At 75.4% G+C, this 13,914-nt stretch carries 14 protein-coding genes; 4 read left to right on the plus strand and 10 right to left on the minus strand.

The annotated features are described in order from the left end of the window. Positions 1–36: 36 nt before the first annotated feature. The gene (locus tag ACFC0B_RS28540) at positions 37–597 is read right to left on the minus strand and encodes a hypothetical protein (protein WP_376091805.1); all 561 of its coding nucleotides are present in this window, start codon (positions 595–597) and stop codon (positions 37–39) included. Positions 598–781: 184 nt separating this feature from the next. On the opposite strand from ACFC0B_RS28540, the gene ACFC0B_RS28545 reads away from it, so the two are divergent. Further along, complete coding sequence (locus tag ACFC0B_RS28545) at positions 782–1,723, plus strand: DMT family transporter (RefSeq protein WP_376091808.1); 942 nt, start codon at positions 782–784, stop codon at positions 1,721–1,723. A 29-nt stretch (positions 1,724–1,752) separates the two neighbouring features. Here the strand turns inward: ACFC0B_RS28545 and corA are convergent, their stop codons facing one another. Further along, positions 1,753–2,877, minus strand: a complete 1,125-nt coding sequence (gene corA, locus ACFC0B_RS28550; protein ID WP_376091811.1) for a magnesium/cobalt transporter CorA — start codon at positions 2,875–2,877, stop codon at positions 1,753–1,755. Between the two features lie 496 nt (positions 2,878–3,373). Between corA and ACFC0B_RS28555 the strand changes: the two genes are divergently transcribed. Continuing rightward, positions 3,374–4,015, plus strand: a complete 642-nt coding sequence (locus ACFC0B_RS28555; protein WP_376091814.1) for a suppressor of fused domain protein — start codon at positions 3,374–3,376, stop codon at positions 4,013–4,015. 29 nt (positions 4,016–4,044) lie between these two features. On the opposite strand, the gene ACFC0B_RS28560 is transcribed toward ACFC0B_RS28555, so the two are convergent. The 5 genes from ACFC0B_RS28560 to ACFC0B_RS28580 form a co-directional block, all read right to left on the minus strand. Beyond that, positions 4,045–4,905: a PHP domain-containing protein gene (locus ACFC0B_RS28560; RefSeq protein WP_376091817.1), complete on the minus strand. Its 861-nt coding sequence runs from the start codon at positions 4,903–4,905 to the stop codon at positions 4,045–4,047. A 100-nt stretch (positions 4,906–5,005) separates the two neighbouring features. After that, on the minus strand, positions 5,006–5,644 hold the full coding sequence (locus ACFC0B_RS28565) for a DUF6758 family protein (RefSeq protein WP_376091820.1): 639 nt from the start codon (positions 5,642–5,644) through the stop codon (positions 5,006–5,008). A 375-nt stretch (positions 5,645–6,019) separates the two neighbouring features. After that, on the minus strand, positions 6,020–6,166 hold the full coding sequence (locus tag ACFC0B_RS28570) for a hypothetical protein (RefSeq protein ID WP_350563393.1): 147 nt from the start codon (positions 6,164–6,166) through the stop codon (positions 6,020–6,022). Positions 6,167–6,537: 371 nt separating this feature from the next. Then, positions 6,538–7,443 carry an alpha/beta fold hydrolase gene (locus ACFC0B_RS28575; RefSeq protein WP_376091824.1) on the minus strand — a complete coding sequence of 302 codons (906 nt, stop codon included), beginning with the start codon at positions 7,441–7,443 and terminating at the stop codon, positions 6,538–6,540. Positions 7,444–7,702: 259 nt separating this feature from the next. Beyond that, on the minus strand, positions 7,703–9,451 hold the full coding sequence (locus tag ACFC0B_RS28580; protein WP_376091827.1) for a DEAD/DEAH box helicase: 1,749 nt from the start codon (positions 9,449–9,451) through the stop codon (positions 7,703–7,705). Between the two features lie 655 nt (positions 9,452–10,106). Between ACFC0B_RS28580 and ACFC0B_RS28585 the strand changes: the two genes are divergently transcribed. Then, positions 10,107–10,838, plus strand: a complete 732-nt coding sequence (locus tag ACFC0B_RS28585; protein WP_376091830.1) for a ferritin-like fold-containing protein — start codon at positions 10,107–10,109, stop codon at positions 10,836–10,838. Positions 10,839–10,859: 21 nt separating this feature from the next. Here the strand turns inward: ACFC0B_RS28585 and ACFC0B_RS28590 are convergent, their stop codons facing one another. From ACFC0B_RS28590 to ACFC0B_RS28600, 3 genes are all read right to left on the minus strand, one after another. Beyond that, a complete protein-coding gene (locus tag ACFC0B_RS28590) occupies positions 10,860–11,192 on the minus strand; it encodes a hypothetical protein (protein ID WP_376091833.1) in 333 nt (110 codons plus the stop codon). 170 nt (positions 11,193–11,362) lie between these two features. After that, positions 11,363–11,590 (minus strand): DUF3107 domain-containing protein, encoded by a 228-nt coding sequence (locus ACFC0B_RS28595; protein WP_376091836.1) that lies wholly within the window; start codon positions 11,588–11,590, stop codon positions 11,363–11,365. Between the two features lie 131 nt (positions 11,591–11,721). Next, positions 11,722–12,384, minus strand: a complete 663-nt coding sequence (locus tag ACFC0B_RS28600) for a TetR/AcrR family transcriptional regulator (RefSeq protein ID WP_376091839.1) — start codon at positions 12,382–12,384, stop codon at positions 11,722–11,724. Positions 12,385–12,617: 233 nt separating this feature from the next. Between ACFC0B_RS28600 and ACFC0B_RS28605 the strand changes: the two genes are divergently transcribed. After that, positions 12,618–13,547, plus strand: coding sequence for an alpha/beta fold hydrolase (locus tag ACFC0B_RS28605; protein WP_376091842.1), 930 nt, complete (start codon positions 12,618–12,620; stop codon positions 13,545–13,547). Positions 13,548–13,914 lie beyond the last annotated feature (367 nt).

Consider the following 13,914-nt stretch of genomic DNA (forward strand, 5'->3'; position numbering starts at 1 on the left):
CGGTGGAGGAGGGGCGGCGAGCGGTGTGGCGGGGCGTCAGCCCTTGCGGCGCTTGAGCAGCAGCTTCGGCAGGCCGGCCGGGATCGGGCGGCGGGTGGTGGCCGGGGTGGGCATCGGGGCCGCGACGTGCGAGTCCTCCGGCATCGCGCCGGGCCGCTCGGCGAGTTCGGAGCCCGCCGGGCCGGCCGGCTCCAGCCGCAGCACCCGGCACTCGCGGGCCCAGCGGTCGGCGATGGTGTCGGTGTCGGGCGCGTTCAGCCGCTTGCCCTTCAGCTCCTCGACGGCGCCCAGCCAGGCCTCGCCGCCCGGCGCCAGCTCGACCACCCGGGCCGGCCAGCCGGTCAGCCGGCCGCCCTTGTCCTTGCTGCGGACGGTCACCGTCGCGTCCGACCCGCCGGCCAGCCCGTGCAGCGGCTGCTCGGCGCCGTCGCCGACCACCACCACCGCGCCGTCGTGCCAGGCGTGCCAGAGCGCCCGCGCGTGCTCCTGGCCGTCCGCCCGGACCCAGAGCAGGCCGGACTTCTTCGCGGCCTCCTCCAACAGGGCCCGGTCGAGGAAGTCGTCGGCGGTCGCGGCTGCGGCAGGCGTACGGTCCATGGCGCACAGCGTAAGGCCTGCGCCGACCGGGTGAGGGTCCACGGTTCGGGCGACAGTTCCGTGGACGGCGCACGGGCCTTACCGTAGGAGCCGCCCAGCCCAGCCCAGCCCAGCCCGGTCCGAACCAGCCCGGCCCGGACCAGCCCGGTCCGCCCGGACCGGACCCGCCGACCCGAGGAGTGCCGTGCCCGCCGCCCGGCCCGAGACCGCCGCCACCGCGGTCCCCGCCCCCGCACCCGCCGTCGCCGCAGGCCCGGCACGCCCGCTCCCCAGGACGGACCTGCTGCTGCTCGCCGTCTCCATCGCGGGCATCTCGCTCTCCGCCCCGCTGATCAGCGCCACCGCCGCGCCCGCCCTGGCCATCGCCTTCTGGCGCAACCTCATGTCGGTCGGCGTGCTCGGCCCCTACGCGCTGCTGCGCCACCGGGCCGAGCTGCGCGCCGTCTCCCGCCGCGCGCTGCTGCTCGCGATGGCGGCCGGAGCCCTGCTCGCCGTCCACTTCGCGCTCTGGATGCCCAGCCTGCGGATGACCTCGGTGGCCTCCGCGACCGCCCTGGTCACCACCACCCCGCTGTGGACCATCGTGCTGATGCGGCTGCTCGGGGTGCGGGCGCCCCGGATGGTGTGGCTCGGGACGGGCGTGGCCTTCGCCGGCGTCCTGGTGCTCACCGGGGTCGACCTCTCGCTCTCGCCGCGCGCCCTGGCCGGCGACGCCCTCGCGCTCGGCGCCGGCCTGGCCGCCGCCGGGTACATGCTGCTCGGCGCCGAGGTCCGGCGCACCGTCAGCACCACCGCGTACACGCTCGTCTGCTACGCCACCACGGCGGCCGTGCTGCTGGCGGTCTGCCTGGTCGCCGGGACGCCGCTGTCCGGCTGGTCCGCCGGGGCCTGGTGGCAGATCGTGCTGCTGATGGTCACCGCCCAGCTGCTCGGCCACTCGCTCAGCAACCGGGTGGTGCGCACCCTCGGCCCCTCGGTCACCTCGACCGCGATCCTGCTGGAGACCCCGGGCGCCGCGCTGATCGCCGCGCTCTGGCTCGGCCAGTGGCCCCCGGTGGCCGCCTACCCGGCGGTGGTGCTGATCCTGGCCGGCCTGGTCCTGGTCGCCCGCGCCGACCGGCGGTAGGCGGACGCCCCGGACACCCGGACGCCGCCCTACAGCCAGCCGTTGCGGCGGAAGCCCCGGTACATGCCGACGCAGATCAGCACCACGCTGCCGAGCACCATCGGGTAGCCGTACTTGTGGTGCAGCTCCGGCATGTAGTCGAAGTTCATCCCGTACACGCCGGTGATCATGGTCGGCACCGCGAAGATCGCCGCCCAGGCGGTGATCTTGCGCATGTCCTCGTTCTGGGCCACCGACACCTGCGCCAGGTTGGCCTGGAGCAGCGAGTTGAGCAGCTCGTCGAATCCGTGCACCTGCTCGGTGACCCGGGCCAGGTGGTCGGCGACGTCCCGGAAGTACTTCTGGATCTCCGGGTCGACCAGCCGCTGCAGCGGCTCCGACAGCTGCTGCATCGGCCGCAGCAGCGGCGCCACCGCGCGCTTGAACTCCAGCACCTCGCGCTTGAGCTGGTACACCCGCCCGACGTCCGCGCCCCGGCCGCCCCGGTTGGAGAAGACCTCGAACTCGATCTCGTCCACGTCGGTCTGCAACTGGTCCGCGACCAGCAGGTAGTTGTCCACCACGTGGTCGGCGATCGCGTGCAGCACCGCCGACGGGCCCTTGGCGAGCAGCCCGGAGCCGTCCGCGTCGGCCTCCAGCCGGTGCCGCAGCTCCTTCAGCGAACTGTGCCCGCCGTGCCGCACGGTGATGACGAAGTCCCGCCCGGCGAACACCATCAGCTCGCCGGTCTCGACCACCTCGCTGGTCGGGGTGAGCTGGTCGTGGTCGAGGTACCGGATCGTCTTGAAGACGGCGAACAGCACGTCGTCGTACCGCTCGACCTTCGGCCGCTGGTGCGCGTGCACCGCGTCCTCGACCGCCAGCGGGTGCAGTCCGAACCGCTGCGCGATGCCCTCGAACTCCGCCTCGGTCGGCTCGTGCAGCCCGATCCAGCTGAACGATCCTTCGCCGTCCGGCAGTTGCTTCGAGGCCTTGACCAGCCGGGCCGCCTCGCGCGGGCTGCACGTCTCGCCGTGCCGCCGCCCGTGCTGGTAGACCGCGCAGTCGACCACCGCGGACGGGGTCTTGCCCGGGTGGATGGAGTCGAACAGGGCCGCGGCGGACCGGCGGCGGTTGGTGCGGACGGCTGCGCGCAGGCTGCTGATCATCGACATGGCAGGCTCCCTTGGGCAGGAACCGAGGCACGGCGGCGCGGCGACGGGCGGCCGCGGTGCGACGGCGGAGGAACACCGATGGACTCCGGCGCCTGCGGCCGTCCCCGGGTGCCTTGCCGGGGCACAGGGGTACGGAACGGCCGGACGTCGGTGGGGTGCTCTCCCGGCCGGACCGGAGTTCCGCCGCGCGTCGGCACGGGGAGGCTGGGGTCCGCGGTGCTGGGGAGGAGCCCCGGCAACTGCCGAGGTCTCTCAGGCCCGCTGTTTCAGCCCGCGCGTCGAGGGGTACGGGGAAGGCGTCCGGGCCGGGTAGAGCTGCCGGTACTGCATGGTCGGCTGGTATCCACCGCAACCACCTCCTTCGCGCCGCTGCCCCGGAGGAGTGGGATCCCCGGTAGCCAGTCGCTCACACTAACATCCGGGCGGCCTCTGCCGCGCCCGCGTTCGCGTAAAGGCCGTGCCAACAGCCCGCGGTGCGCGGGTTACGCTCACCGGCATGGCCCACGACTTCCCGCTCTTCGGCGACCCCTCCGGCGGCAGCCCGCACGGCCCCTCCCGCGCGGAGGTGCTGGCCGCGGTCGAGGCCCGGCTGCTCACCGTCTTCGGCGAGCCGAGCGGCCGCGCCGCCGTCACCTTCCTCGGCGCCGACCGCATCGAGGTGCTGCGCTTCGGCCCCGACGCCGAGGGCCTGGTCCGCTACGCGACCCTCGGGATGTCCGCCGCGCCGATGGCCGACCCGACCGCGGCGGTCGTCGACCAGGTCCGCGGCCCGCGCGCCGAACTGGTCCTGACGATCCGCGGCGGGCGCGACGGCGTGCTCCGGCCGCTGGCCACCTTCGGCGCGGCGCCCCAGGTGGAGGGCCTGGTGGTGGCCCCCGGCGGCTCGCTGGACCTCGGCGCCCCGCTCTGGGACGGCGCGCCGTTCACCTCCGTCCTGGCGGCCGAATCCGGCGGACTGGTGGAGGACCTGGAGCTGGACGCGCCGGCCGACCCGGTCCGCTTCCTGCCGCTGCTGCCGATGACGCCCAACGAGGCGGGCTGGAAGCGGGTGCACGGCGCGGCGGCCCTGCAGGAGCGCTGGCTCCAGCACGGCACCGACCTGCGCGACCCGGAGCGCCGGGGCGTCCGGTTGGACTGACCCGGCGTCACGGCGCCCGCGCGGGGTGCTCAGCCGCCGATCGGCTTGGCGCCGGTCGCCTGGCCCACGAGCGCCTCGTAGACCGCCGGGTCGGTGGTGAACTCGCCGAGGCGGACGGTCTTGCGGGCGCCGTGGTAGTCGCTGGACCCGGTGGTCAGCAGCCCCAACTCGGCGGCCAGGCCCCGCAGGTGCTCCCGGGCGGGCTCGTCGTGGTCGACGTGGTCGACCTCCAGCCCGGCCAGTCCGGCCGCCGCGAGGTCGGCGATGACCTGGTCGGAGACGGTCCGGCCGCGCTTGACCGCCCCGGGGTGGGCGAAGACCGGCACCCCGCCGGCCGCCCGGACCAGCCGGACCGCCGTCACCGGGTCGGTCTCGTGCTTGCGGACGTCCGCCCGCCCGCCGTTGGCCAGCCAGTCCGCCGTGAACGCGTCCGACACCGAGGCCACCACGCCCGCCTCCACCAGCGCGCTGGCGATGTGCGGACGGCCCACCGAGCCTTCCCCGGCGATCCGCCGCACCTGCTCCCAGCTGATGTCGGCGCCCAGTTCGCGGCAGCGCTCGACGATCGCCCGACCGCGCCGGAACCGGTCGGTGCGCACCAGCTCGCGCTCCGCCGCGAAGACGGGCTCGGCCGGGTCGAAGAGGTAGGCGAGCATGTGCATCGAGATGCCGTCCACCACGCAGGACAGCTCCGCGCCCGGGACGAGCGTCAGCCGGGTGCCGGCCGGCAGCGCGTCCACCGCGTCGGCCGCCTCGGCGTGGCCCGCCACCGTGTCGTGGTCGGTCAGCGCCACCACGTCCAGCCCGGCCACGACGGCCGCCGCGACCAGTTCGGCCGGGCTGTCCGTGCCGTCGGAGGCGTTGCTGTGGGCGTGGAGGTCGATGCGCACGAGTGGTGCTCCTCGGGGGTCGGCGCGGGGCGGCGCTGGCGCCGGCACGGCCTGCCGGCGGGGTGACGCCCAGGATAGTGCGGTGGCGGCGGGGGGCCGCTCAGCCGAGCAGCCGGGGCGAGAGGGCTCCGCAGGGCAGCAGGTCCAGCTCCGCGCCGGCCTCCCGCAGGTCGGTCAGCACGAGTTCGTCGTACATCACCAGCGCGGACTGCTCCGGCCAGGCGACCGCCCAGAGCCAGAGGCCGCGGGCCTCGCCGACGAACACCGCCCGGTCCGCCGGGGCCTGCGGCACGTGGAACATCGGCGTCGGCCGGCCGGCCGCCATCAGCTTGGCGTCGGCGGGCTTGTAGAGCCCCACCGACTCGCCCGGGTCCGGGCCGGCCATCCCGGCGTACCGGGCGCCGAGCCCCACGCCCAGCTCCTCGGCGACCAGCACCAGTTCGCCGAAACCGCCCAGCGGGGCCGGTCCGGAGCAGGCGACGGCGGTGGCCCGGGCCCCGGAGAGGTCGTCGCCGACGTGCGCGATCCCGGTGTACAGCCAGCCGACCGGCAGCGGCCAGGGCATCCAGACGGGGACCTGCGAGCGGGCGACGGCGACGCCGAGCGCCTCCACGCTCGGGGGCAGCACCGGTTGCATCGGGTGCACGGCGCCGTGCCGGTCGCATTGCCATGTGTCTGAGAACAGACCGGGGGCGCGGACCCGACCGGCGCACCTCGGGCAGCTGGGCTCGCCCCTCATAGCCGTCAACGCTCCTCCCTCCGGACCACCGCGTCAAGGACGATCACCCGTACGGAGGGCGGTTCGGCGGCACCTGTCGGTGGCGGGCGCCCGCGCGGCGCGGGGTGGGCGCGGTGCGGGCGGCTCCCGTTGGGAAATGTCCCGTGGCGGGCGGCGGCAAACGTCGGCGGCGTACGCCGGGGTGCGCCGTCCCGGCGGCGTTCGACGCGCTGTTCGAAGCCGGTGCGGCGGGCACCGTTCGGGCCCGGACGCACTGACGCCCCGCGCTCGCTGCTGCGATGACGGGGCGTCAGTCGGGTATCGGAACGTCCGGATCGGACGGGCCGGGCTCGTCGGCGGCGGGGGAGTGTTCGGGCTCCCGGGTGCCGCGCCCGGTCAGACGGTCGGGCACGGACGGATGAGCAGGCGTTCGCCGGTGCGGGCGGCGGCCTGGACGAGCTCGCGGACGGTCTCGGCGTCGGCGATGAGGCGGTCGGTGGCGGTGCCGTGGGCGTCGTCCAGTCGGAGGATCTCGAAGCGCATGGGCCTGTCCTTTCCTGGCCCCGCCGAGCGGGGCGGTCGCGGCTGAGTCGGTATCAGCCCTGTCGGGGTCCGTCGGGTCGAAGCGTCGACCGAACGCTGTCGCGGCAAAGAGGGCTCCCCCCTGCTCGCCCAAGGCGCGTGGTCCCTCGTGAACCACACTGCGGTGGCGCTGCTACCGGGTCGTTGCCCGTCCGTGAAGTCCTGGTTTCGGATGGATCGCGTCGACGGGACGCCGACGGCACTGTCGACGATGTTTCCAGGACCGAATCAAATATTACCGCAACTAACGAATTTTGTCGCCCCCCTTGTACCAGGAACCTCCGGAAACCGTCCAGGTGGGGCCCCGGTACCGGCCCCGAAGGGCCGGGGAGTCAGCCCCAGAGGGCCAGCAGGGCCTCGGCGGTGCGGGCCGGCCGCTCGGCGTTCGGGGAGTGCCCGGCGTCCGCCACCACCACCCGGCGGGCGCCCAGCCGCCGCGCCATCGCGGTCTGCTCCGGCACCGGCCACGCGTAGTCCCGCACGCCCGAGAGCACCAGGGCGGGCAGGCCGGCGGCGACCACCGCGGCCAGCTCGGCCACCCGGTCCGGCGCGGCGACCAGGTGGCCGCCGGTGGTGATCAGCGCCTGCGGCACGTTCGCCAGCCAGCGGCGGTGCAGGAACCCGGCCACCTCGGGGGCCGGCCGGCGGGCGCGGTCCCCGCTGCCCTCCTCCATCTGCTGCATGACCTGCCAGATCTCCTCCAGGCCCATCGTGGGCAGGACGCCGATCAGCAGCCGGGTCCGCTCCGCCTCGGCCGGGTCGATCGCCCCGGGGCCGGTGGACATCAGCGTCAGCGACGCCCAGGGCAGCGCCGCGCCGTCCGCCGCCCCGGTCGCCTCGGCCGCCTCGGCCAGGACGGCCTCGCGGACCACGTGGCCGCCGAAGGAGTGGCCCAGCAGGTGCAGCGGCCCGGTGCCGCCCTCGGCCAGCAGCGCGGCGGTGAGCGCCCGCACGTCCGCGCCCAGCGCCGCCACCGCGTAGGCGGCCGGGTCGTCCGGCCCGCCGGTCTGGTACTGCCCGCGCTGGTCGACGGCGGTCACCCGGTAGCCGGCCGCGGCGAGCGGCTCCAGCAGCGCGATGAAGTCCTCCTTGCTGCCGGTGAACCCGGGCACCAGCAGGGCCGAGCCGCGCACCGCCCCGGCGGGCTCGGCCCGCAGCGCCGCGAACTCCCCGCGGGCCGTCACCACCCGCAGCGCACGCGCACCGGGCGGGAGGGTGAGGAAGGGCGGCGTGCTCATCGAACGGACCTCCGGCGGCCGGTGCGAACTGGCGGGTAACCCCGAGCCTATGACCCGTCCTCACACCCCCGCCTGCCGGGCGGCGCGCCCCGGCCTTCGGCCCGGGAGGCACCCCCTCTCCGCGTTGCCGCCGGTCGCCGATGGCCGGGGGGGCCGCGCGCTGATCCGGCGCGGAGGGGCGGACACGCCCTGGACGCCGCCCGGGAACGCCGGAAGGGGCGGCCCGGGGTGTCCGGGTCGCCCCTTCCGGGAACGCGGGTCAGCTCTCCGGGGTCGCCTCGGGGGCGGCCGCCGGGCGGCGGGTCCGGGTGCGGGTGCGCTTCGGCTTCTCGGCGGCCGGCGCCTCCGCGGCGGCCTCGGCCTCGGCGGGGGCTGCGGCCTCGGCCTCGGCCGGAGCCTCGGCCTTCGCCCGGCGGGTCCGGGTGCGCTTGGGCTTCTCGGCGGCTGGGGCCTCGACGGCGGCCGGCTCGACGACGGCGGTCTCCTCGACGGCGGTGGCGACGGCCTCGGCGGCCGTGCCCTCGCCCGCCGCCGCGGCGCGCGAGCGGCGGCGACGGCGGCGCGGGGCGGCCTCGTCCTCGGCGCCCTCGACGGCGGGGGCGGCCGGTGCCTCCGGCGCGACGGGAGCGTCGGGCGCCCCGTCGACGACGCCCGCGGCCCCGTCGACCGACGTGCCCCGGCGGGTGCGCCGGCGCTCGCGGGTCTTGCGGGCCGGCTTCTCCTCGGCCTCGGCCGGCTCGGCGGCGGCACCGCTGCGGCCGGAGCCGCTGCGACCGCCGCGCCCGCCGCGACCGCCGGCGCGCGAACCGCGCCCGCCGGTCTCGCCGAGGTCCTCGACCTCCTCCGCGCCGAGCCCGGCCCGGGTCCGCTCCGAGCGCGGCAGGATGCCCTTGGTCCCCGGCGCGATCTTCAGCAGCTCGTACAGGTGCGGCGAGGTGGAGTAGGTCTCCTCCGGCTCGTTGAACGGCAGGTCCAGCGCCTTGTTGATCAGCTGCCAGCGCGGGATGTCGTCCCAGTCGACCAGGGTGACGGCGGTGCCCGAGGCGCCGGCCCGGCCGGTGCGGCCGATCCGGTGCAGGTAGGTCTTCTCGTCCTCGGGGCACTGGTAGTTGATCACGTGCGTGACGCCCTCGACGTCGATGCCGCGGGCCGCGACGTCGGTGCAGACCAGCACGTCGACCTTGCCGTTGCGGAACGCCCGCAGCGCCTGCTCGCGGGCGCCCTGCCCGAGGTCGCCGTGCACCGCGCCGGCCGCGAAGCCGCGCTGGGTGAGCTGGTCGGCGACGTCGGCGGCGGTCCGCTTGGTCCGGCAGAAGATCATCGCCAGCCCGCGGCCGTCGGCCTGCAGGATGCGCGAGACCATCTCCACCTTGTCCAGCGAGTGGGCGCGGAAGATGTGCTGCTCGATGTTGGCGACGGTGGTGCCGGTGTCGTCCGGCGCGGCGGCGCGGATGTGCGTCGGCTGGCTCATGTACCGGCGGGCGAGGCTGATGACCTGGCCCGGCATGGTCGCCGAGAACAGCAGGGTCTGCCGCTTGGCCGGCAGCATGGTGATGATCTTCTCGACGTCCGGCAGGAAGCCGAGGTCGAGCATCTCGTCGGCCTCGTCCAGGACCAGCGAGCGGACCTCGGAGAGGTTCAGCTTCTTCTGGCCGGCCAGGTCGAGCAGACGGCCGGGGGTGCCGACGACGATGTCGACGCCCTTCTTCAGCGCCTCGACCTGCGGCTCGTAGGCGCGGCCGCCGTAGACGGCGAGCACGCGCACGTCGCGGACCTTGCCGGCGGTCTGCAGGTCGTTGGTGACCTGGGTGCACAGCTCGCGGGTCGGCACGACGATCAGCGCCTGCGGGCAGTCGGAGAGCTGCTCCTCCTGCGCGCGCCCGGCGTCGACGTCGGCCCGCACGACGACCCGCTCGATCAGCGGGAGGCCGAAGCCGAGGGTCTTGCCGGTGCCGGTCTTGGCCTGGCCGATGACGTCGTGGCCGGTCAGCGCGACCGGCAGGGTCATCTCCTGGATCGGGAACGGGTGGACGATGCCGACGGCCTCAAGGGCCTCGGCGGTCTCCGGGAGGATCCCGAGGTCCCGGAAGGTCGTCTTCGTGGGTTCAGCGGTGGTGGACAGGGTGCTGCCTCTTCCGTGTGGAGGGGCCGAGAGCGAGCGGCGGGCGGGCAGCCGCGCGGCTGCGTACGGGCCCGGAGGGCCCCGAATACAGCTGCGCGGACGCACAACCGCGCCGGTCCCTGCGGCCGGCCGGTGCGCGCGGCCCGGTCAAGGGGGCGCGTCGCCGGCGGCGTCGGGGAGGATTCCCGTGAGGGACCTGCGCGGGACCTGCGCCGACTGGCGCGGTCTCGGCGGCCCTCGCTCGGCCACATGCGGTGCCAAGGCTTGAGGTCCAAACCCTGGTCGGAGCCGATCGGCTCTCCGACCGGGCATCCGCGTACGTTGAGAACCCGGCTTCCGTACGGCGCGTCCGTGGGGGACGGAGCCGCTGCGGAGCGGGCTTGCCCGGCACACCGAGACGGCGGTGACACCGTGCGAGCACGACGGGCCTCCGTACCACCATACAGTCACCCGACGACTCGAACACGTGACGCGGACGACATCGCAGGTCGGAGCGGTGGAAGAGGTGACCCGGGACGGACCGGCACTAAGGTGGCGGGTCATGGAGAACCGTGGTGAGACGCAGGACGACGTGGCGGCCGGCTCGATCGGCGACTGGGCGGCCTGCTCGGCCGATCCGGGCTACCGGGCCGCCGTACTGGACCTGCTCGGCGCCCTCGCCTACGGCGAGCTGAGCGCCTTCGAGCGGCTCGCCGAGGACGCCAAGCTCGCGCCCGACCTGGCCGACAAGGCGGCGCTGGCCCGGATGGCCTGCGCCGAGTTCCAGCACTACCAGCGGCTGCACGACCGGCTCGCCGAGGTCGGCGCCGACCCGCAGGAGGCGATGCGGCCGTTCGTCGAGCCGCTGGAGCTCTTCCACCGGATGACCGCGCCCTCGGACTGGCTGGAGGGCCTGGTCAAGGCCTACGTCGGCGACGCCATCGCGACCGACTTCTACCGCGAGGTGGCCGTCCGGCTCGACGACGACACCCGCGAGCTCGTCCTCGGCGTCATGTCCGACACCGGTCACGCGCAGTTCGCCGTCGACAAGGTCCGCCGGGCCATCGAGGCCGACCCGCGGGCCGGCGGCCGGCTCGCCCTGTGGGGCCGGCGGCTGATGGGCGAGGCGCTCAGCCAGGCGCAGCGGGTGGTCGCCGAGCGGGACGCGCTCTCCAACCTGCTGGTCGGCGGCGTCCGGGTGCAGGGCTTCGACCTGGTCGAGGTCGGCAAGATGTTCAACCGGATCACCGAGGCGCACACCCGCCGGATGGCGGCGCTCGGCCTGGCGTCCTGACCCGCCGCCGGTCCGGGCGGCTCAGGCGGGCCGGTGGCGCCGGTGCGCGCCCGCCCGGTGCGCGCCCGCCCGGTGCTGGCGGTGGCGGTGCGCCGGCGCCCGCCCGGCGGCCAGGTCGGGCCGGGCCAGCACCGAGGTGAGCAGGGCCGAGGCGACCGCCGAGGCGGCGATGCTCGCCGCCGGGTACCGGCCGTCCAGCACGAAGTGGGCGACCACCCCGGCGAGCAGCGCCGATCCGAGGGCCGTGCCCAGGGTCATCGGCCGCCCGGCCGGGAAGTACGCGGGCCACGACAGCAGCGCGGCGGCGCCGACGACCACGCCGACGAGGACGAAGGCGAACGTCTCGACCAGCAAGGATGCCTCCCCGGGGACGGGCGCCCGGCGCGAGGCCGACCGCACTGTCGCCGTACCCCGGCCGCCCCGCCCGTACACCAGGCCCCGGCCGCACCGGGCGCCCGCCCCCGGGGACGACGGTGCCCCGCCCCCTCGGCCGAGGGGACGGGGCACCGGGCGAGGCCCGTGGCTCAGAGCGTGCCGAAGCCGACCTTGCGCGCGGCCGGCTCGCCGATCTCCACGTACGCGAGGCGCTCGGCCGGAACGATGATGCGTCGGCCGTGCTCGTCGCTCAGGGAGAAGAGCTTCTCGGTGCCCTCCAGCGCCTTCGCGACCGCGTTCTGGACCTCATCGGCAGTCTGCGAGCTCTCGATCACGATCTCGCGAGGCGCGTTCTGCACGCCGATCTTGACCTCCACGGCTTCCGTCCCTCCGGGGTTGCAGCCATCCACGCGCGGCACCGCACCGCCTGGGACAAGCGGGCCCGGCGACCGCGCCGTACGGCTTCACCATAGAGCACCGGATCGGCGCCGAGGCGAAGGCCGGTGGATCACCGGTCGGCCGCGGGGGCCTCCGGGGCGTCGGTGTTCGGGTGCATCGGGAAGCCCTTCAGCCCGCGCCAGGCCAGGCTGGCGACCAGCCGGACGGCCTCGTCGCGGGGGATCTCCAGGCCCTGCGACAGCCAGTACCGGGCGGTGATCTGGGCCAGGCCGCAGACGCCCGCGGCCAGCAGCTTGGACTCCGCCTCCGGCAGGTCGGTGTCCTCCTGGATCACCTTGCTGACCAGCGTCGCACTGGCCTCGGCGGCCCGCTCGACCCGCTCGCGCACGGCCGGCTCGTTGGTCAGGTCCGACTCGAAGACCAGCCGGAAGGCGCCGGACTCGCTGGAGACGTAGTTGAAGTACGCCTCCATCGTCGCCGCGACCCGGAGCTTGTTGTCGGTGGTGGTCTCCAGCGCCTCGCGGGTCGAGTCGACCAGGGCGTCGCAGTGCTTGTCCAGCAGCGCGAGGTAGAGCTCCAGCTTCCCGGGGAAGTGCTGGTACAGGACCGGCTTGCTCACCCCGGCGCGGTCGGCGATGTCGTCCATGGCGGCCGCGTGGTAACCCTGCGCGACGAACACCTCCTGGGCGGCACCGAGCAGTTGTTCACGGCGGGCGCTTCGCGGCAGGCGGGCACCGCGCGGGCGCTCCTGCGCCTCCTGGATGGCCGTCACGGCGCTCCTCACTTCACGGGTCGTACGAGGTCGGCAAGATGACCGATTCTACTTTCGGGTAACCGCGTTCGCGCTTGCCAGGCGCGAGAAAAGCGGCGGTCCCCCTTGTCAGGAGCCCACAATACGGCGCCCACCACGGCCCTCGGCAGTGCTGAGCACGAGGCAATGGGGAACCCCGCGGGACCGGGCGACCCGTGGGCCGCGGCGGCACCGGCTCACTACCATCGTCCCCCATGGACAGCGCTGAGCAGCAGATACTCCCGGAACCGGCCGCCCTGGCGCCGCTGCGCACCGTCGAGGTGCCCGGCGCGACCCTGGCCGTGCACCGGCCCGCCGGGGACCCCGCCCCGGGCGGCGGACGGGAGCCGGCGCTGTTCGTGCACGGGCTCGGCGGCTCCGCCGCCAACTGGACCGAGCTGATGGCCCGGCTGGCCGGACGGCTCGACGGCGAGGCCGTCGACCTCCCCGGCTTCGGCGACTCCGCCCCGCCCGCCGACGGCAACCTCGGCCTCTCCGGGCACGTGCGCGCCGTCATCGGCTACCTGGAGGCCACCGGCCGCGGCCCGGTCCACCTCTTCGGCAACTCGCTCGGCGGCGCGGTCGCCGTGCGGCTCTCCGCCCTGCGCCCCGACCTCGTCCGCAGCCTCACCCTCGTCTCGCCCGCACTGCCCGAGCTGCCCCCGCAGCGCACCGCCTGGCCCACCGGGCTGCTCGCCGTCCCCGGCCTGCCCGCGCTGCTGCGCCGGCTGCCGGCCGGCCGGCGCGGACCCGAGCAGGCCACCGACGAGCTCCTCCGGCTGGTCTACGGCGACCCGGACCGCCTCTCGGCGGCCACCCGCGCCGAGGCCCTCGCCCAGTACCGGCGGCGGATCGAGCTGCCCTACGCGATGCAGGCGCTGGCCGGATCGGCGCGCGGGATCGTCTCCGCCTACACCGAGCGCGGCGACCAGGCCCTCTGGCGGCAGGCCGCCCGGGTGCGGGCCCCGGTCCTGCTGGTGTACGGGCTGCGCGACAAGCTCGTCTCCTACCGGTCCGCCCGCCGGGCCTGCGCGGCCTTCGCGGACTCCCGGCTGCTGGTGCTCCCGGAGTCCGGGCACGTCGCCATGATGGAGCACCCCGACGCCGTCGCGCGTGCGGTGCGCGAGCTGCTCGGGCGGGCCTGACCGCCCGCGCCACGGCGGGGTGCGACGGCGGGGCGCGACGGCAGGGCGCGACGGCGGGACACGACGGACACCCGGTGATCGGCCGCCGTTAACGCCATGATCGGGACGAGGTCACTCCGGTTCACTCGTTCAGGTGGCAGCCAGGCATGTGACCGATGGATTGCCCCGGGCCGGACCTACCTTTCTGCTGTCGGACCGAACAGGTGTGGGGGGAGTCGCGGCCGCCGGAGTGTCCGGAGGGCGGCCGCACGGGGGACGCCGGCGCCGGTGACGGTCGCCGGCCCGGTCGCGGTGCCGTGCCGCGGAGCACGCGCCGGACGCGTCGCCCGCTCGGCCTGAACCAGCCCGCTCGGCCCGCCAGGTCCGC

This window comes from Kitasatospora sp. NPDC056184, assembly GCF_042268405.1.
GTDB lineage: Bacteria > Actinomycetota > Actinomycetes > Streptomycetales > Streptomycetaceae > Kitasatospora.

Bases quoted from the DNA above. Each gene is read 5' to 3' on its own strand.
- ACFC0B_RS28555 (WP_376091814.1), top strand. From the start codon at position 3,374: ATGGCCCACGACTTCCCGCTCTTCGGCGACCCCTCCGGCGGCAGCCCG.
- ACFC0B_RS28565 (WP_376091820.1), bottom strand. From the start codon at position 5,644: ATGAGGGGCGAGCCCAGCTGCCCGAGGTGCGCCGGTCGGGTCCGCGCC.
- ACFC0B_RS28605 (WP_376091842.1), top strand. From the start codon at position 12,618: ATGGACAGCGCTGAGCAGCAGATACTCCCGGAACCGGCCGCCCTGGCG.
- ACFC0B_RS28575 (WP_376091824.1), bottom strand. From the start codon at position 7,443: ATGAGCACGCCGCCCTTCCTCACCCTCCCGCCCGGTGCGCGTGCGCTG.
- ACFC0B_RS28580 (WP_376091827.1), bottom strand. From the start codon at position 9,451: ATGACCCTGCCGGTCGCGCTGACCGGCCACGACGTCATCGGCCAGGCC.
- ACFC0B_RS28570 (WP_350563393.1), bottom strand. From the start codon at position 6,166: ATGCGCTTCGAGATCCTCCGACTGGACGACGCCCACGGCACCGCCACC.
- ACFC0B_RS28540 (WP_376091805.1), bottom strand. From the start codon at position 597: ATGGACCGTACGCCTGCCGCAGCCGCGACCGCCGACGACTTCCTCGAC.
- corA (WP_376091811.1), bottom strand. From the start codon at position 2,877: ATGTCGATGATCAGCAGCCTGCGCGCAGCCGTCCGCACCAACCGCCGC.
- ACFC0B_RS28585 (WP_376091830.1), top strand. From the start codon at position 10,107: ATGGAGAACCGTGGTGAGACGCAGGACGACGTGGCGGCCGGCTCGATC.